16 protein-coding genes, 1 riboswitch and 1 other annotated feature are annotated in these 16,887 nt (G+C 44.7%); of the genes, 12 read left to right on the plus strand and 4 right to left on the minus strand.

Annotated elements, in window-relative coordinates; translation table 11 throughout:
• Positions 1–45: 45 nt before the first annotated feature.
• On the minus strand, positions 46–585 hold the full coding sequence (locus ACWQAU_RS08515; RefSeq protein WP_027821826.1) for a dihydrofolate reductase family protein: 540 nt from the start codon (positions 583–585) through the stop codon (positions 46–48).
• A gap of 355 nt (positions 586–940) precedes the next feature.
• A riboswitch (PreQ1 riboswitch) is annotated at positions 941–985 on the plus strand.
• A 20-nt stretch (positions 986–1,005) separates the two neighbouring features.
• Here ACWQAU_RS08515 and ACWQAU_RS08520 point away from each other — a divergent pair.
• Both ACWQAU_RS08520 and ACWQAU_RS08525 read left to right on the plus strand, forming a co-directional pair.
• Positions 1,006–1,986 (plus strand): nucleoside hydrolase, encoded by a 981-nt coding sequence (locus ACWQAU_RS08520; protein ID WP_013355865.1) that lies wholly within the window; start codon positions 1,006–1,008, stop codon positions 1,984–1,986.
• Positions 1,983–2,534, plus strand: a complete 552-nt coding sequence (locus tag ACWQAU_RS08525) for an ECF transporter S component (protein ID WP_003642106.1) — start codon at positions 1,983–1,985, stop codon at positions 2,532–2,534. The genes ACWQAU_RS08520 and ACWQAU_RS08525 overlap by 4 nt, the downstream gene beginning before the upstream one ends.
• Positions 2,535–2,762: 228 nt before the next feature.
• On the opposite strand, the gene ACWQAU_RS08530 is transcribed toward ACWQAU_RS08525, so the two are convergent.
• The gene (locus ACWQAU_RS08530) at positions 2,763–3,443 is read right to left on the minus strand and encodes an ABC transporter ATP-binding protein (RefSeq protein ID WP_003644807.1); all 681 of its coding nucleotides are present in this window, start codon (positions 3,441–3,443) and stop codon (positions 2,763–2,765) included.
• 14 nt (positions 3,444–3,457) lie between these two features.
• Entirely contained in the window at positions 3,458–4,525 is a 1,068-nt protein-coding gene (locus ACWQAU_RS08535) for an ABC transporter permease (protein WP_003642104.1), read from the minus strand.
• 172 nt (positions 4,526–4,697) lie between these two features.
• Here ACWQAU_RS08535 and ACWQAU_RS08540 point away from each other — a divergent pair, with 172 nt between their 5' ends.
• The 5 genes from ACWQAU_RS08540 (at position 4,698) to ACWQAU_RS08560 (ending at position 8,665) form a co-directional block, all read left to right on the plus strand.
• On the plus strand, positions 4,698–5,201 hold the full coding sequence (locus tag ACWQAU_RS08540) for a YagU family protein (RefSeq protein ID WP_003642103.1): 504 nt from the start codon (positions 4,698–4,700) through the stop codon (positions 5,199–5,201).
• Positions 5,202–5,583: 382 nt separating this feature from the next.
• A complete protein-coding gene (locus ACWQAU_RS08545) occupies positions 5,584–6,882 on the plus strand; it encodes a cation:dicarboxylate symporter family transporter (protein WP_003644750.1) in 1,299 nt (432 codons plus the stop codon).
• Positions 6,883–7,077: 195 nt separating this feature from the next.
• The gene (locus ACWQAU_RS08550; RefSeq protein ID WP_228402988.1) at positions 7,078–7,329 is read left to right on the plus strand and encodes a MerR family transcriptional regulator; all 252 of its coding nucleotides are present in this window, start codon (positions 7,078–7,080) and stop codon (positions 7,327–7,329) included.
• Entirely contained in the window at positions 7,323–7,892 is a 570-nt protein-coding gene (locus ACWQAU_RS08555) for a GyrI-like domain-containing protein (RefSeq protein WP_228402990.1), read from the plus strand. Before ACWQAU_RS08550 ends, ACWQAU_RS08555 begins: the two co-directional genes overlap by 7 nt.
• Before the next feature lie 95 nt (positions 7,893–7,987).
• Positions 7,988–8,665 carry a DUF554 domain-containing protein gene (locus tag ACWQAU_RS08560; RefSeq protein ID WP_003642100.1) on the plus strand — a complete coding sequence of 226 codons (678 nt, stop codon included), beginning with the start codon at positions 7,988–7,990 and terminating at the stop codon, positions 8,663–8,665.
• 932 nt (positions 8,666–9,597) lie between these two features.
• Here ACWQAU_RS08560 and ACWQAU_RS08565 read toward each other — a convergent pair.
• Positions 9,598–10,101, minus strand: coding sequence for a YueI family protein (locus tag ACWQAU_RS08565; RefSeq protein WP_003642097.1), 504 nt, complete (start codon positions 10,099–10,101; stop codon positions 9,598–9,600).
• Between the two features lie 585 nt (positions 10,102–10,686).
• Between ACWQAU_RS08565 and ACWQAU_RS08570 the strand changes: the two genes are divergently transcribed.
• The 5 genes from ACWQAU_RS08570 to ACWQAU_RS08590 all read left to right on the plus strand — a co-directional run bounded on the left by ACWQAU_RS08570 (position 10,687) and on the right by ACWQAU_RS08590 (position 16,325).
• On the plus strand, positions 10,687–11,457 hold the full coding sequence (locus ACWQAU_RS08570; protein WP_003642096.1) for a C39 family peptidase: 771 nt from the start codon (positions 10,687–10,689) through the stop codon (positions 11,455–11,457).
• Between the two features lie 473 nt (positions 11,458–11,930).
• Entirely contained in the window at positions 11,931–13,229 is a 1,299-nt protein-coding gene (locus ACWQAU_RS08575; protein WP_027821827.1) for a GH25 family lysozyme, read from the plus strand.
• A 99-nt stretch (positions 13,230–13,328) separates the two neighbouring features.
• The gene (locus tag ACWQAU_RS08580; protein ID WP_003644804.1) at positions 13,329–13,994 is read left to right on the plus strand and encodes a hypothetical protein; all 666 of its coding nucleotides are present in this window, start codon (positions 13,329–13,331) and stop codon (positions 13,992–13,994) included.
• Positions 13,995–14,170: 176 nt separating this feature from the next.
• Positions 14,171–14,365: a binding site (T-box leader), on the plus strand.
• A 53-nt stretch (positions 14,366–14,418) separates the two neighbouring features.
• Complete coding sequence (tyrS, locus tag ACWQAU_RS08585; protein WP_003642093.1) at positions 14,419–15,675, plus strand: tyrosine--tRNA ligase; 1,257 nt, start codon at positions 14,419–14,421, stop codon at positions 15,673–15,675.
• Between the two features lie 134 nt (positions 15,676–15,809).
• A complete protein-coding gene (locus ACWQAU_RS08590) occupies positions 15,810–16,325 on the plus strand; it encodes an ECF transporter S component (protein ID WP_003642092.1) in 516 nt (171 codons plus the stop codon).
• Positions 16,326–16,887: the final 562 nt, after the last annotated feature.

A 16,887-nucleotide genomic window follows, 5' to 3' on the forward strand; every position in this document is an offset into this window, starting at 1 on the left:
CTTGTTTGCGTGTTGCAAACGGGCTGGGATTTTTTAATCACGACATTATTCAGTTGTTAAACGTTGATAGTGGACTTCGGCGAGCTGACCATATCGATTGGTGTCAACTAATTCAAAGCGCTGTTGCTGGTCAATTGCTTTAAATAAGGGAATACCATCACCCAAAATGACTGGTGCAATCTGGATGTAGAGCTCATCAACTAAATCCGCAGCTAACAGCGGCATTAAGACGCCAGCACCGCCAACAATCCAAATATTTTTGCCAGCGGTATGGCGCAAGTCTTCGACGATCTTCGTGACGGGGGTATTGGTGAACTGGGTGCGTTCATCGCCGGTGTGGGGGTGGGAAGTCATGACAATATTGTGGGTCGCCGGATTATATGGATTAATGAGTTGATCAGTGGTTTGTTCCATCGTGTATTCGTAAGTATGGCGGCCCATGATGGCGGTATCAACTTGCTGCATAAATGCTTCGGTGGGGGCATCGTTGGCACCAGCTGTTTTGAACAGCCAGTCCAGCCGATTATCCTTGGTGGCTAAACAACCGTCAATTGAAACGGCCCCATAAAACTGAACTTTACGCATGATTCGACACCTACTTTATCTTTAGTAGTCATATTGTACCATGTTTTCCGGTCATTCACTTGATGAACTCTGGTAAAAGTTCAGTAACATAATTAAATAATTGGTTCGAAATGGGAGGTGGGGAACTACTTAAGGTGTCGCTGGGAGCGTATGAATACTGCAAATAATGATGTTGTGGGGCTAATGGGGATGAGTATGCACAGTGGGTTAAGCAGGTCGTGGTGATTATTGTCAGAGAGGTAGCATCGGCCATCAAGATGTGAGTCGAAGTAACGATTGGTGGTTTTCAAGGGCCCCACCGTCCGCTATAATTGGATTAGCATTTCATCACATACAGTTTGACCTAATTAGGCGAGCTGGCCTGGTTCGTAAACTTCCCAGGATAAAAAACCAAGAACTTCAGTTATCGGAGGTAAGAGAATGAATGCGACGCGTAACGTTATTATTGACTGTGATCCCGGGATCGATGATAGTTTAGCACTATTATTGGCGCTTAAATCACCGGCACTTAATGTGATTGGGATTACAATTGTTTGTGGGAACGTGCCAACCCATATCGGTGCGGAAAATGCACTGAAAATTTTAGATTTGGCTGACCGATTGGATATTCCAGTCTATTTGGGCGCTAATCGCCCATTGGAAGTCGCCTACACGAGTGCGCAAGACACCCACGGCGATGATGGCTTAGGGAATAGTCAGATTCCAGCGGTAACGGCGGTACGACCGATTCAAGATGCCGCTGGTTTTATTGAAGAGACGCTGATTGAAGCACCTGATACTTCGATTTTAGCGTTGGGACCGTTGACGAACATTGCAACGGTACTGCAACGTGATCCACGCTTATTTGAACAAGTCGATCAATTTACACTGATGGGTGGAAGTTATCGGAGTCACGGTAATTGTTCGCCAGTGGCTGAATACAACTTCTGGTGTGACCCGGATGCGGCCAAGGTCGTCTTTGACTTGATGCCTGTTCCCATTCAGATGGTTGGTTTAGACGTCACGCGTAACATCGTGTTGACACCCAGTTTATTAACGTATATTAAAGACGTCAATCCAGCAATGGGGGCTTTTGTTGAGAAAATTACAACCTTTTATTTTGACTTTCATTGGGAATATGAACGGGTTATTGGTTGTGTGATCAATGATCCGTTGGCCGTGGCCGGAATGCTTGACCCAACGATTCTGAGTGGCTTTGAAAGCTACACGACGGTTGTGACGGATGGTGTCGCGCGTGGGCAGTCAATCGTGGATGATCATGATTTCTGGCACAACACACCCAATAGTCAAATCATGACGAAGGTTGACGTCGTAGCTTTTTGGCGGTTGTTCTTAACGACTGTGGTCGGTGCGGCTGATCCTGATTTAACGCAAGTCTTGCACCAATTGGTGAGTGCATGAAGAGAATAAAAACGCGGGCAATTACGTTATTGGCGCTCTGCATTGCCCTGAATATTGTTGGCAGTAACATTGCCTTGATGTTAAAATTACCGATTTATTTAGATTCAATTGGTACCGTTTTGGCTGCTGCTGTGTTTGGACCACTGGGTGGAATGTTGGCCGGGGGTGCCACCGGAGTTATCGTGGGTGCGACGACAGACCTGTACTCGCTGTTCTTCATGCCCGTTCAACTGCTGACTGGGTTAGTTGCTGGTCTGCTATATCGGCGAATCAAGCCGGGCACGTGGCGGTCAAATTGGTGGCTAGCTGGTGTTATTTCACTTCCCGGAACACTTTTATCCACGGCGATTACGGTCATCTTATTTCATGGCATCACGTCGTCTGGTTCGAGCATGCTAGTCCAATTATTATTAGGTACCGGTATGGGCAAAACGATGGCCGTCTTCTTGATACAAGTGGGAACGGATTATTTAGATCGGTTTATCACAGTGTACGTGGTCGCACTTGTTTACCGCGCATTGCGATATAAATTGCCGCAAGCTAATTAGTTGAACGGATGACTTGGTGTCGGATGACTAAATCTAAGCATGTTTACGCTAACTCGCACTTTTTCCAGCGGGCCGAAGCAGGCTGTCTTTGAGCTTGGCAAATTCTAGTTTTCGATTCGTAGTGTCTGATGAGTCGTGTAAATATGAACAGTAAAAATGACCTCACAGGAACATTCCTGGCGAGGTCATTTTTACTGTTATGAGGTTAAAGTGCAGTGGTCAGTGGCACTACGAGTCGCGGCGACTCATCTTACCATCTTCAATTTGATAGACCACGTCACAGTCATCAATCAGCCGTTGGTCATGGGTCACCATTACGATGGCCTTTTGGTGCTGATGAGCTTCGTTGGCGAGGCGCTTGACGACGTCGATGGAGCGGGGCGTGTCCAGGCTGGCGGTCGGTTCATCTGCGAGAATGACGCTTGGATCATTGTAAAGAGCACGGGCGATGGCAACACGTTGGCGTTCACCACCGGAGAGGTCACTTGGGTAGGCATCCCGAACTTCAGTAAGGGCTAACTCTGCTAGTAATCCATCGGTGCCTGCTTGATCAAATTTGCGCCGGGCCATTTTATCGACGAGCTTGAACTGTTCACGAACCGTCAGGAATGGAATTAGATTGGAACTCTGCAAGATAAAGCCAATTTCATTGAAACGGTAGGCTAAGCGCTGTTTTTCCGTTTGATTCGATAGTGGTTGTCCGTTCAGAATAACTTGACCACTTGTTGGCGTTTGTAAACCGGCAGCAATCGTCAAAAAGGTGGATTTACCTGAGCCAGAGGGGCCGATAATCGCGACGAATTGGCCAGCACTGACTTCGAAATTGGCATCAGTCAAAGCGTTAACAGCGGTATGACCGTGACCAAATTGTTTATTAATATTTTGTAAGGCTAAAACTGGTTGACTCATTGATATCATCCTCCTTATCCAATGGCAACGACGGGGTCAATCTTGGCGACAGTCCGCCATGAGAGTAAGGCACCGACGACTGCAGCTAACAAGAGAGCCACACTATAAATACCAAATTGTGGCCAGTCAATGGCGAATGGTAATCCGGCGGGCATGATTTGCGCGAGGCCTAACGTAATTAGAAGGCCGATGCCGATACCAATGATTGCCATGACGACACTTTGGGTGAGTAGGGCAGCCAAGATGTGTTTGGTACCAATACCTTGTACTTTTAAGACCCCGAACAAGGCTTGTTTTTGAAGGGTCAGAACGAACATGAAAATTCCAATCACGGCTAGGGCAATTGCGAACAAGAAGTAAATCATCGTGTTGAGTGTCAACTGCTCAGCGCTGTATCCTGGTAATTTTTCAATAAACGTGGCAATTGATAAACGTTGCATGTTGCCATGATGTTGAGTCTTGAAATGACTCTTTTTAGTCACAAAGGCGTTGACCGGTTGTTGATCGCCACTGGTGATGGGATTACCTTTGAGACGATTGAGCGTGGCAACGTCCGTGTAGACCGTTGGCGCAATACTATAGGTACTAGCTTTGAAAGTACCGACGATCGTTACCTTTTGATCAGTGGTCCCAATGCGAACTTTCTGACCAATCCGATAGCCTTTGTCTTTTAATCCCGCGGAAATCAATAATTGATTCTTGCCGTTGATTCGGTGTCCTGAGATGACTTTTGGCATCAGAAAACTATCGCGAGTGGTCCCAAAAGCGCTAGCGTTAGTCTTTTGACCATTACTGGCAGTTCGTAAAGTACCGGACAGACTAGCTAAGGGTGCGACGTCCTGACCTTTGATTCGATCTTGGTCTGCTAGTTTTAATTGGGATGCTGACAGTGTCTGATTCGCATCTTCGTTCAAATAAACTGTTTGAGCATGCCACTGGTCAACAGCCTGACGATTACCATTGGATAACCCGTTAGCAAGGCCCGCTAACATAAAGACGACGAGGGCAATTAGTAGCAAAACCCCGCTAAGTAGCCCATATCTGAGTTTTTCGTGGGCCATTTCTTTTAAGCCTAAATACATGTCAATTCCTCCCTTTTAATTTCATTTATCAAGCGATAAATCAATGTGGTAATCGTATCACGTTCATTTTTGTAAATCAAATTTTTTATTTAATTACCAGGCTAAATTATTTCGAAATGGGTACCAAGGCTGGTATGATTAATTTATTGAATAGAGAGGCAGGTAATTATTAATGGTGAACAAGCAGTTCAATCATCGGGCCGCAGTTATTGCTGGTGTGACTGGTGGTGTGATTTCTGGTTTAGTTAAGTTAGGGTGGGAGAATATCCTACCGCCACGAACGCCACAGCGGGATCAAACGAATCCCCCACAACAATTATTGCAACAAATTGGGATTCCCGCCAGCGTTACGCATGCAACGTATTCATATTCTGGTCATGATTTACCAGGTGTCAGCTATGTCATGCATTTCGGATTCTCAACGACCTTTGCTGTGGCCTATAGTTTATGGGCTCGCAAGCACCCCCGGGCAAAAGGTGGCAGCAGCGCGTTGTATGGGTTAGGTATCTGGACAGCCTTTCACCATGGTATCTTGCCAGCACTGGGAACCGTTCCCGCTGCGAAGGATCAACCAATGACCGAACACGTGTCAGAAGCCATTGGGCATGTTTTATGGATGTGGACCGCTGATTGGGTTAGTGCCGCTGTCTATGACCGGATGACCCGTTCCAAATAGCGGTTTAAATCGGTTAGTGAGTGACGACATGATGAAGTGTCGTAATCGCAACCGTTGAATAAAGTTTTTGCTTAAAAAACTAGCTTGGTTAGGAATGATTACAACTGCTAACCAAGCTAGTTTTAATTGTCGCTATTTTGGTTAATGTTCGGATTCTGATGGTAACGGAAATAGTGATTCACCGCGACAATCACGTGATTATGAGGAAAGCAACTGAGAATAACGTCTATTACAATGGGACCATTTGATTTTAATGATTGATTTTTTAATTTAATTCTCATATTGACTAGAAATGTGCTAAAATATTAATATTGTGTGCAATATTTCATAAAAACATCCATAAATGAGAATGGGGGGAAGTAGCTTGGAAAAGCAGGGAAAGATGAAGCGGTATCGCCAGTTCCGATTGAGCTTGGGCTGGCAGATCTTAATTGGGCTAGTGCTTGGAATTGTATTAGGGGTCGTCTTTTATGGCAATAAAACGGCAATTACTGCGATGCAAAACATCGGGACGATGTTCATCAGTCTGATTCAAATGATCGTTTTACCAATCGTGGTGGCATGTCTGATTACCGGGATTGCTAATATGGGCGACCTCAAAAAGTTAGGTCGGATTGGTGGTAAAACCATTATCTATTTCGAAATCATGACGACGATTGCGATCGCCTTAGGGTTGTTAATGGGTAACATTTTTCATCCTGGTGACTATATCGATATTCATCAACTACATGCGTCGAATATTAGTCAGTATGTGCAAACCGCTAAGACGGTCTCACACAATGGTATTTGGTCGACGGTCATGGGCATTATCCCGACTAACGTCTTTAAATCATTGTCAGCTGGTGACATGATTCCAGTCATCTTTTTTGCCGTTTTCTTTGGTTTAGGGACGGCGGCTATTGGCGAACAAGGCAAAATCATTCTGGACTTTATGAACGCTGTCGCCGAAGCTATGTTCAAAGTGACGAACTGGGTCATGCACACGGCTCCGATTGGCGTCTGTGCCTTAATTGGGGTCACGGTCGCTGAAATGGGCTTGAAGGCGCTGGCCCCGTTAGGCTATTTCATTATTCTTGCTTATATTACCATGGCAATCTTTATTGTGGTTGTGATGGGCATTGTTGGTAAGTTATTCGGTTTAAATATTTGGCACCTACTACGGGTCATTCGTGATGAAATGGTGCTTGGCTTTTCAACGGCGAGTTCTGAAGCGGCCCTGCCCCGCATTATCGATAAGATGGGGAAATACGGTGTTAGTGAAGGGATTGTCTCATTTGTGATCCCAACTGGGTATACGTTTAACTTGGATGGCTCCGCAATTTATCAATCGTTAGCGGCGCTTTTCTTAGCTCAGGCTTATGGGATTCACCTGTCCCTCAGCCAGCAGATCACTTTATTGATTGTACTTATGATTACGTCAAAGGGGATTGCTGGTGTGCCGGGGGCTTCGTTTGTTGTCTTATTGGCGACGATTTCAACGATTGGCGTGCCAGTACAAGGACTCGCTTTTATTGCGGGAATCGACCGGCTAGTTGACATGGGACGAACCGTGGTTAACGTGGTCGGCAATTCATTAGCTGCGGTGATTATCGGTAAGTCAGAACATGAATTTGATACGGCCAAAAGTGATCAGTATTTAGCTGAGATTCGGGCGGGGCATGCGCGCGCAATTACGAAATAATTGCTAACAGCTCTGTCAGTTAGTTCTGCATTAATAATGCGATGGCGATGATCACTGATGATTGATAGGCCCAAAAGTTGCATTTCAGAAATTAATTTCTGAAATGCAACTTTTTTTATGATATCTTATTCTGGTTACAGCAATTACTTCAGCGATTAAGTTATGATAAGACCTATAGGGGAGGATGGCGATCGGATGACAACTGATTTTTCGATTGGGCAACTCGCACAGTTATTTGATATCCCAGTGGCGACTTTACGCTATTATGACGAGATTGGGTTATTGACGCCGGCACGAGTCAATCCGCATAGTCACTACCGATATTATGGGACGCCTCAGTTCGAACGGTTGAGTACCATTAAATATTTGCGAGCACTCGGCTTACCATTGGCTACGATTGCCGATTTTTTTGCGGCCCGTGAACTGTCCAAGCTGACGATATGTTAACGACCCAACAGCAGCAGGTTGAGGCGCAATTGCGATTATTAACGGCGGTACAACAACGGATCAATACACGCTTGGCCCAGATTAAAACGGCCCAAAGTGCCAATTTTGATGTGACTGAATGCGTGACGTTACCTGAAAGAGCGATGGTGGCTTTACGTCAGCCTTATCGCCCTCAAGATGATATTGAACTTGTTATTGCTAAGCTACGCGCACAGACCGGCGCGACGAACGAAATCTTTCTCGGCAAGGTTGCGCTGATGCTCGACCAGCAAGCCATCCAAGCCGGACATTTTGACCGCTATGCGGGAATTTGTTTATTATTTGAACCGGGTGATACGGTGCCACCCCATCAAGAACACTTGGCGGCTGGTAGCTATGCGCAGCGGATTTTTCACGGCACTCATTTGGATGCCCCGATGCAGTATCGACAATTGTTAGCGGATTGTCGTGCTCGCGGCTGGCACGTGGCGGGAACAGCTATTGAGACAGCACTGATTGATTATGGGATTACAGATCAGGTTGCACAGTCGGTGACGCAGATACAATTACCAATCAAGACTTGACCCTCAAGTAACTTTAGACTTTATACTAAATGATAATTAATTATTTTAAATTGAAATAAGCGCTAGAGATTAAGCTATTGATTAGGAGTGGCGATATGATTGGAACGATTTTTAATACGAGCATGATTTTAGCTGGTTGCTTGGTCGGCAGTATCTTTAAAAAAGGAATCAAGCCAGCTTACCATGCGATATTATTACAAGCGTTAGGGCTAGCGGCTTGTGTCATCGGCATTAATGCGGTCGTGCAACGGATGCCGCAGAGTAAGTACCCGGTGCTTTTTATTGTGAGCTTGGCAATTGGTGGATTAATTGGTCAAGCTTTGGATATTCAAGGGCATTTTGACCGCTGGGTGGGCCGTTTGGCGGGTGGCAACTTAGCGGAAGGCCTAGCGACTGCGGTGTTACTGTACTGTATTGGATCGTTATCGATTTTGGGGCCGATTGAGGCAGCCTTAAAGCATGATTACACCTTTTTGTTTACGAATGGCATGTTAGATGGCATCACGTCGATCGTATTAGCATCCACTTTCGGATTTGGCATCGCGATTGCGGCGGGCGTCTTGTTTTGTTGGCAGGGGAGCCTGTATGTTTTAGCATTAATTTTGAAAGGTGCGTTGAGTGCAGCGTTACTGAATGAAATTACCATTGTTGGTGGTATCTTGATTCTAGCATCCGGCTTAGGTATGTTGAAAATCAAGCAATTCAGTACGTTGAACCTATTACCAGCCTTGCTAGTGCCACCAATCGTAATTAGCGTGATGCAATTATTTTGACTAGTGGGCCAATGGTGAAGTCAATTAAGTCTTTTGATTGATAAAGTAAAAGCCACCAACTTAGGACAATCAGTGAAAACTGATCATTTTAAGTTGGTGGCTTTGTGTATAATGCATCGATTTGAGAGATTGGCATTAAATATGGTTAAAACGGACTGTTTAACTGGATTGTTTTCCGTCAGCCGGTGCGCGTCCTATGCCGACCTCCGGGGCTGGGTGCCAATTGCTGGAACGCAGCCGACGTCGATTTGAGCTAACGCCCAACCCGCGTCATCTCAAATACGAGTCTTATTCTAAGCCGGAAGGAAATCACTTCCGACTAAGAATAATTTGGCTACTGAGCATTGTCCCCCAGCCCCTCCAGCCGGGAAGCCGCTCGAATGGCTGATGAACGACCACCGAACTTAGCACAATCTATCGTTGGCTATTTTGATACTGGAACTTCAAACAAAATGTTAGGTGCATTAGCACTTTGTTGAGAGATTACATCTTACTACACCAATTCAGGATTAGTGAGCTATCTCAATATCACTTTCAGTCTGACAGTTGATTGACAAAGTTATTGTTTATGAAAAACAATGACGAATTCACCAAAAGTTGGGTCCGCACATGTCCGCCATTCGAACACTATCCCGACTGGAAGGCATTTCGGCCAATGCTCAGCGGTGAAATTCCACTTAGCAAGCGTCCTTTGCTTGGTTAGTGGAAGACCAGTATTTAAGACGTGGTTTGCGGCTTAAATCTGTGTCCACCGCGTTCCAGCAATTGGCAGAAATGCCTGGAAGCCGGTCTAGGACGCGCCAACTAAGCAATTTTACGCTTACTCGACTTTTTTTCAGCGGGCCTAAGCTGGTTACTTTTGATTTAAAAAACAGTCCGTTTTAACCATAATTCACGCAACACGCACAATAGATGTCAAAGTAAGACACCGGTTAGATTAAGTGGTGTTTGATGCTGAAGAGTTGACGATTGCGTTCCAGATGACGGTGAATGTGATCGATGAGGACGTCGTGCGACCAATCGGTAGTTGTGTTAAGTGGCGGAACGGGAAAACGTTCATCGATATCGATTGTCGGTGGCGTGATGGCACAGTTGGCGACTAGGGCGATGGCGAGGCTCGTAGGTGTGTGCTGGTACATGAGGTCATTTCGAATCGCAAACCTGATGTGCTGCTGGTTGGCTAGTTTAACGTAGCGATTCAGGATGTCTTCATCTAGCAAGCCATGTAGGAGTAGCTGGTAATCAGGATGGGCCGCCATTTCACTTTTTAGTTCGGTTGAGTAGTCACGCATGAGTGCTTGGGTGAAAGTAATGCCCACATCGATTCGTTCGTGAAACGTGCCAAGGTTACGGTGTTGTTCATCCGGATGTAGTACGGGGGCCCCGAATATTGCGGATTGTAAGTGTTTATCCATTTGGTCTTCAGAATTAGCCATGCCAGTCAGGTCCTTTCACAATTAACCATAAAATTTAACTGCTTTTACTACTATTGTAATAAAGAAAGCGCTTTAATCAACATAAAATTTTCTAAAGCTGATCAGAAGTTAAAACTTTGGATGCCACTAGGCTTGAAACGGATGACAGATAATCTAAGGACGCAACGGATTTGCCGGGGCCAATTTAATGCTGTTTTGAAAACAAGGACTCAGTGCTTCATAAAATAACGAAGGTGCCCAGAATTAGGAAAGTTGACTTCATCGGCAAATAACGAATATTCAAGGCCATTTTGGGAAAAGCCAGCCTCGGCCAGATAATCTCAATTATAATCTAAGTAACGGTCAGGGCTAATTCAACAAATTGATAATAAGGTTACTAATATATCAATAAACTGATTAAAGCAGTGTGTTGCTTAATGATTAACCAGGCTAACCTTAATCCTTGTCAGCATTGACTTACGGCTGATTATACAAGCCTTTTTTTTAAGATTGTAAAGGTGTATTATTGATTCGTCCATGGTATGATACTACATAGTATGTTAGTAAAGTAGTCAATCAAATTAAAAGAGAAACGGATGGTAACAAATGCCAAGACATTTACGGAAACGGCGCCGGTCCTGGACGCTGATCATAATTGCCATGGTGCTTTTGGGGGTCATTGGATTTACAAGCACACAAGTTTCTGACTGGATTGATGCATCGTTTACAACTAAACAAACGGATGCAGCTAAGTCTAGTTCCCAAACGAAGCCCAAGTCGGTCAATCAGGTCAAGTTGGACGTCCCGCTAGTGAATCAAATGACAACACCACGTTTATACAATGGTTGTGAAGTCACATCGTTAACGATGTTGATGAATTACGCGCATATCAATGTCACTAAAAATGAATTAGCGGCAAAGATTACGAGTGTGCCACTCACTTATAGTGACGGCGAACATGGGAATCCAGAGTATGGGTTTGTTGGGGATATTACTGGTAACGATCCTGGGTTAGGTGTCTATCATAAGCCAATCTATAAATTGGCGAAAACTGAGACTAGTCAGGTGAAGGACTTAACGGGGGCAAACTTTGATACTGTGATCGAACAGTTAGAACAAGGACGGCCCGTTTGGACAATTACGACGGCTTCGTTTGCACCAGTCAGCACGATGCAGACTTGGCAGACACCACAGGGATCCGTTAAAGTGACTTATGATATGCACAGCGTGGTCATTGTTGGTTTTAACCGGACTAAAAAGTTGATTTATATTAACAATCCGTACGGAGAAAAACAGCAGGCAGTCAGCTGGAAGAATTTTGAGGCTGCTTATAATCAGATGGGCAAGCAAGCCATTGTTCTGACGTTACCACATTAGTTAGTTAACAACATGCTATTGTGAACCAATTAGTTTAAGCAACTAATCTTGGTCAAGATGAGCCAAAATCTTGATGAGGGTTAGTTGTTTTTTTGTGGCGGTATTTTCGAATGAAACGGTTGTAATATCCCGTGGTATGGGTAGTTCGGGCACCGGAAAGCGGGTGAGAAACTGCTAACAATATCATGATTGTAACCAAACTGTAATTCAAATATCAGCCTTTCCAGAGTTGTTCATAATATTAACCATAAAGGGGCGACGCTTTGTTAACAAGCTGTAACTGAATTGAAATCGAATTGACGCCCCAGCCCATTAAAAATGGCCTATTATTGGTAGTATAAGAATGTTAAAGTTATGGGTATGTCATAAACTGTCCTTGATAGTTTAGTTGTTGGTGATTGTGGGAATCACCAACAACTTATGATGATAATTTTTTTAATTGCGGAGCACAGTATGGGGAGAGGGACCGCATGATGGGGATTAAAAGGCTCAGTTGGTTAGTTGGAACGGCGGTGGTCGCCACACTTGGCATGCAAATTACGGTTCAAGCACAGGGACACGCGGTGGTCGATATTTCCGAGTGGCAAGGACAGCTTAGCCCAAGTCAGGTGCAGGCGATGAAGTCGCAAGTGCTATTTGTGATCAATCGTCGTCAGTATGGTTTAAATTATGTTGACCGGGACGCAGCGAATAATACGGCATTATATGTTCGTTATGGGATTCCATTTGGTGAGTATGATTTTTCGCAATTTACGGATGCCGCTAGCGCGCGCCGTGAAGCCCAAGCGTTTTATGCGCGCTCCAATAAAGCTGCGCGTTTTTATGCTTTGGATTTTGAAGTTAATACAGTACGTTCAGGATCAACTAATGCGGCAGTTGCGGCTTGGTATCGTGAAATGCGCGCATTGACTAACAAAAAACTGATCTTCTATTCGTATGCTTCGTTCGCACTGACGTATGCCAACCAAGCGCGGCAACGGTTTGATGCCCAGTGGATTGGTGCGCTAACGCCCAACCCACCAATCATTTCGGCGGCGTTATGGCAGTATACCAATCGTTATCATTTAGCTGGGCTAGCGGCATCGGTTGATAATAGTCGGGTCATTATTAGTGTTCATCCCGTTTCGTGGTGGTTGGGGACGACCCGTGGCGCACCCGGTGTTGCGATTAAAGCTCAACCAAGACTGAAAGTTGTGCACGATCGCCATTTGACTATGCCGGCCCACAATCAACAGCATGGACGGGCGGGCCAAGCAGTTGTCGCCATTAAGAGGCCAGCAGTTCAGCCAGCTGTGAAGACTCGGCCGGTGCAGCAGAAAGTGGTAAGCAATAAGTCGCGTTCGCAGACCGTGGCGCGTGTCAAACGGCGGTCATTGCAAACGATCAGTGTTAACAGCCATCATGGCAAAATAACTCAGCATCGCGCCATTCGACGCCGAGCGACTCAGCCCAAAGTGATAAAACTTAAAGCGACGCGACGTACAGGAACACAGTTTAAACTGAATACGTCCAAAGCAACTAAACTTCGGCGGCCCGGTAAGAGTATTCGAACAAAACCGGTGACTCGTTCAAAAGGGCGAACGCGGCAGCGACTTACGCGACGTCAACCGTCACTGAGGCAGCGAGTAACGAAAAACAGGCAATCCCGCCGCCGCGCACTACGAGTAACGGTGCAGCGGCGAGGGTCGACGATTCGTCGTGCACCACGTTGGCAACGAACACAAATACGTCCCGTACATAACACTTCTCGGGACAAGCGAGGACTTAGCTGATTGCATGGCTGTCGCTCAGTTCTCATTATCATGGTAGAAAAGGTAATTATGGTTAAGTAAAATCGGTCATTTGTTGTAGAAATTAGGAGGATATTTTTCATGAACTTTAAGCGCAAAATTCAATTAGGAATCGCCACTGCAACTGGGATGTTGGTGGTCGGAATTGTTGCCGTACCTTCAGTAACGAATGTATTACACGCGGCTTCAGACAGTGTTAGTTTGGTTAGTCAGACGGCAGCGCCTACGACCGTCAAGGCAACCAATCAAACAGTCAAGGCCATCAGTGCAAGTGGGACCAAGGGAAACTACCGGGTGAAGTACGCCAAAGCTGGGACTAGTTCGACGACTGCGACGTATCAACAGACGAACTACAATACGAAAAGTGATGCCAGCAGCCAAGTCGATTACTTAGCGAATACGCAGGGTCAGCGTACGACACTTAATTCAGGTACAGCGGCAACGGTTCAAGGGACGATGGGCAAAGTGTATGTTCATTGGAACACGGGTAGTTGGTCAGTGACAACGATTGCCAATACACAGGACGTTGCTGGTAATCCAACCAAGTTTGCTAATCAGGTCAATAATCAGATTCAAAAGCAAGATTTGACGAGTAAAAATGTCACGAGTGGTGCCGTTACCGTGTACGATACCCCACAAAACGGACAGGCAAACTCAGTTCAATGGCAAAATGGCAAACAGGTTGCTAAGGTTCAAGGCCAGCAAGCCAATACCGTTATCAAAATTGCGGCGGATGCTAAAAATTAAGTTTTTACCTGGGAGCTCAATGAATGAGTGCCAGTAGTCTGGTTATATCACTGTGTCGACGTCAACCGCATTCACAAGCCAGACACTATGGTTAGATTAGTGGGTTTAATGCGATGTTTTGACCGAAAATAGGATTGACTTTTGGCAGTGGAGTGCTTATGATGTTAGGTAATAATTAAAAAGTAGTGATCGTTAATTAGTAGTCGTTGACCCAACAGTCTAGCGACTCGGTGGGTGGTGCGAACCGAGCTGTAGTCAAAGATGAATTACATAACGTGAACTGCCATTGGCCGGATGATATCCGTTACTAATCAATGAGCGATCACATTTGGTGATAACTTGGGTGGTAACGCGGAAAACTCGTCCCTGTTTTGATGACAGGGGCGAGTTTTTTTGTCCAGCGACAATAACGAGGAGGACTAACATGAACATTATCGATGATTTAAAATGGCGTGGTGCCATTAACCAACAAACGGATGAGGCCGGGTTAAAGGAACTTACCGAAAACCAATCAGTCTCACTATACTGTGGGATTGATCCAACCGGGGATAGTATGCATATTGGGCATTTGATTCCTTTCATGATTCTCAAACGATTCCAATTGGCTGGTCATCATCCCTACGTTGTAGTTGGTGGTGGGACGGGTGCTATTGGTGATCCATCTGGTAAGAACTCAGAACGTAAGTTACAGACCATGGATCAAGTGAAGCATAATCAGGATGGCTTAAGTGCTCAGATGTACAAGTTATTTGGTCATGACGAAAACTTTTCGATTGTGAATAACTACGATTGGTTATCAAAAATTTCATTACTAGATTTCTTACGCGATTATGGTAAGTTGTTCAGTGTGAACACGATGCTGAACAAGGAAGTTGTTGCAAGCCGGTTGGAAGTGGGCATTTCATACACTGAATTCACATACCAAATCTTACAATCAGTTGACTTCTTACACTTGTACCGTGCTGAACACGTGCAACTTCAGATTGGTGGGGCTGATCAGTGGGGCAATATCACCGCGGGGACCGATTTGATCCACCGCTTAGAAGGCAATGACGCTAAGGCTTACGGATTAACAATTCCATTATTGTTGAAGGCGGATGGGACTAAGTTTGGTAAGACTGCTGGTGGGGCCGTATGGTTAAACCCTGAACGGACATCACCGTATGAATTCTATCAATTCTGGATCAACCAGGATGATCGAGACGTCGTCAAATATCTCAAGTACTTCACGTTCTTAAGTCATGAAGAAATCGATCGATTGGCCGAAACGGTGAAGACTGCACCTGAAAAACGGGAAGCACAACGGCGCTTAGCTGAAGAAGTCACGGAATTTGTTCATGGCAAGCAGGCGGTAGTTGAAGCTGAAAATATTACTAAGGCGTTGTTTACTGGTGATGTTCAAAGTTTAACGGCGGACGAAATTGAACAAGGTTTCAAGGGTGTGCCATCAGCAGACGTCTCAGCTGAAAAGCAAAACATTGTCTTGTGGCTGGTTGATGCTACGAAATTCGAACCTTCTCGGCGTCAAGCACGTGAAGATATTAAAAACGGTGCGATTCGAATCAATGGTGAAAAGGTGACGGATGTCGAGGCCGAGATTGATCCGTCCGCAGCCTTTAATGGTAAATTTGTCATTGTACGTCGTGGTAAGAAACGTTACTTCTTGGCACATGTTAAGTAAGTTAATTTAGCAGGTGGACTGGACCCGTTGTGGCCCAGTCTTTTTATTATTATTACAAGTAAGAACTGGTGTAAAATTTACTTAGGTCACATTAATAATGTGTGATCATTGCCAGATGAAAATCAATTGAGGAGATGAAAGTTTTGGTGGGGGTTAAATTTAATACACGGACGATTGCAATCCTGGGGATGTTGATCGCACTTAATGTTGTTATTTCTATCTTTTTCCATATCCCAATCCCGATGACACACGGTTATATTAACTTATGTGATGCGGGAATATTTATTGCAGCACTGATTTTTGGCTGGCGTGGTGGGGTCATTGTTGGCGGTGCTAGCGGACTATTACTAGATTTATTGCTAGGGTATCCACAGTATATGTTTTTCTCACTACTCGTTCATGGTTTAGAGGGCGGAATAGCAGGATATCTTGGTGCTAGCAAATCACATGGTCGACAGATTGCAGCGATAATTACTGCGGTAGTGGTGATGGTGGTCGGATACTTTTTGTCAGATTCGCTGTTGTATACGATGGCAACTGGATTGGTTGGTGTACCGACTAATTTAGTTCAAGCTGTGGTTGGTGGTATCTTGGCATTCCCAATTGTTGCGGGAATTCGACCAATCGTTAAACGTCATTTGAATTTTTAAAATTAGATGTGCTGGCTTAAGATAAGCGTTCGTCGTGCTTTTACGGGCGCTTTTTTGCTGTCTAAAGGGAATCCTTAATTGGAAAACATAGTGCCATCTCACAATGATGTTAATCGATGACATATAATGTAGTAATTGTGTAATTGACGACAGTTTTGTGCCGTTCTTTTCATAAAAGTGAAAAAACATTGGATTAATTGTTGACAGTTTCATAACTGGCTGGTATATTAGTAAACGTTGCTGCTACGGCAGATGCATCTCACCACCAAATAATTATTGAAATTAGTTGTTGACAACTTCTTCAGTAATTGGTAAGATAGTTTCTGTTGTCGCAACGGCAACCACGACAAATTAATCAAGTTACTTCTTAAAAAAAGTTGTTGACAAGATATTGATTAAGATGTTATGATGATTAAGTTGTGTTAAGCGATTAACGCATGGAATTAGATCTTTGAAAACTGAACAAAGTTTCGACGAATCAAATGTGTAGGGTCTCTTGATTTTGAATCAAGAGCAAAACATTTGCGAAGTCAATTCGCTAGCAAATAAATTTTAGTACAAT

It is taken from the genome of Lactiplantibacillus sp. 3062 (assembly GCF_055413545.1).

What these genes read in the sequence shown, in the direction of transcription:
- ACWQAU_RS08515 (WP_027821826.1), bottom strand. Translation starts at nt 585, where the DNA reads ATGCGTAAAGTTCAGTTTTATGGGGCCGTTTCAATTGACGGTTGTTTA.
- ACWQAU_RS08520 (WP_013355865.1), top strand. Translation starts at nt 1,006, where the DNA reads ATGAATGCGACGCGTAACGTTATTATTGACTGTGATCCCGGGATCGAT.
- ACWQAU_RS08525 (WP_003642106.1), top strand. Translation starts at nt 1,983, where the DNA reads ATGAAGAGAATAAAAACGCGGGCAATTACGTTATTGGCGCTCTGCATT.
- ACWQAU_RS08530 (WP_003644807.1), bottom strand. Translation starts at nt 3,443, where the DNA reads ATGAGTCAACCAGTTTTAGCCTTACAAAATATTAATAAACAATTTGGT.
- ACWQAU_RS08535 (WP_003642104.1), bottom strand. Translation starts at nt 4,525, where the DNA reads ATGTATTTAGGCTTAAAAGAAATGGCCCACGAAAAACTCAGATATGGG.
- ACWQAU_RS08540 (WP_003642103.1), top strand. Translation starts at nt 4,698, where the DNA reads ATGGTGAACAAGCAGTTCAATCATCGGGCCGCAGTTATTGCTGGTGTG.
- ACWQAU_RS08545 (WP_003644750.1), top strand. Translation starts at nt 5,584, where the DNA reads ATGAAGCGGTATCGCCAGTTCCGATTGAGCTTGGGCTGGCAGATCTTA.
- ACWQAU_RS08550 (WP_228402988.1), top strand. Translation starts at nt 7,078, where the DNA reads ATGACAACTGATTTTTCGATTGGGCAACTCGCACAGTTATTTGATATC.
- ACWQAU_RS08555 (WP_228402990.1), top strand. Translation starts at nt 7,323, where the DNA reads ATGTTAACGACCCAACAGCAGCAGGTTGAGGCGCAATTGCGATTATTA.
- ACWQAU_RS08560 (WP_003642100.1), top strand. Translation starts at nt 7,988, where the DNA reads ATGATTGGAACGATTTTTAATACGAGCATGATTTTAGCTGGTTGCTTG.
- ACWQAU_RS08565 (WP_003642097.1), bottom strand. Translation starts at nt 10,101, where the DNA reads ATGGCTAATTCTGAAGACCAAATGGATAAACACTTACAATCCGCAATA.
- ACWQAU_RS08570 (WP_003642096.1), top strand. Translation starts at nt 10,687, where the DNA reads ATGCCAAGACATTTACGGAAACGGCGCCGGTCCTGGACGCTGATCATA.
- ACWQAU_RS08575 (WP_027821827.1), top strand. Translation starts at nt 11,931, where the DNA reads ATGGGGATTAAAAGGCTCAGTTGGTTAGTTGGAACGGCGGTGGTCGCC.
- ACWQAU_RS08580 (WP_003644804.1), top strand. Translation starts at nt 13,329, where the DNA reads ATGAACTTTAAGCGCAAAATTCAATTAGGAATCGCCACTGCAACTGGG.
- tyrS (WP_003642093.1), top strand. Translation starts at nt 14,419, where the DNA reads ATGAACATTATCGATGATTTAAAATGGCGTGGTGCCATTAACCAACAA.
- ACWQAU_RS08590 (WP_003642092.1), top strand. Translation starts at nt 15,810, where the DNA reads ATGAAAGTTTTGGTGGGGGTTAAATTTAATACACGGACGATTGCAATC.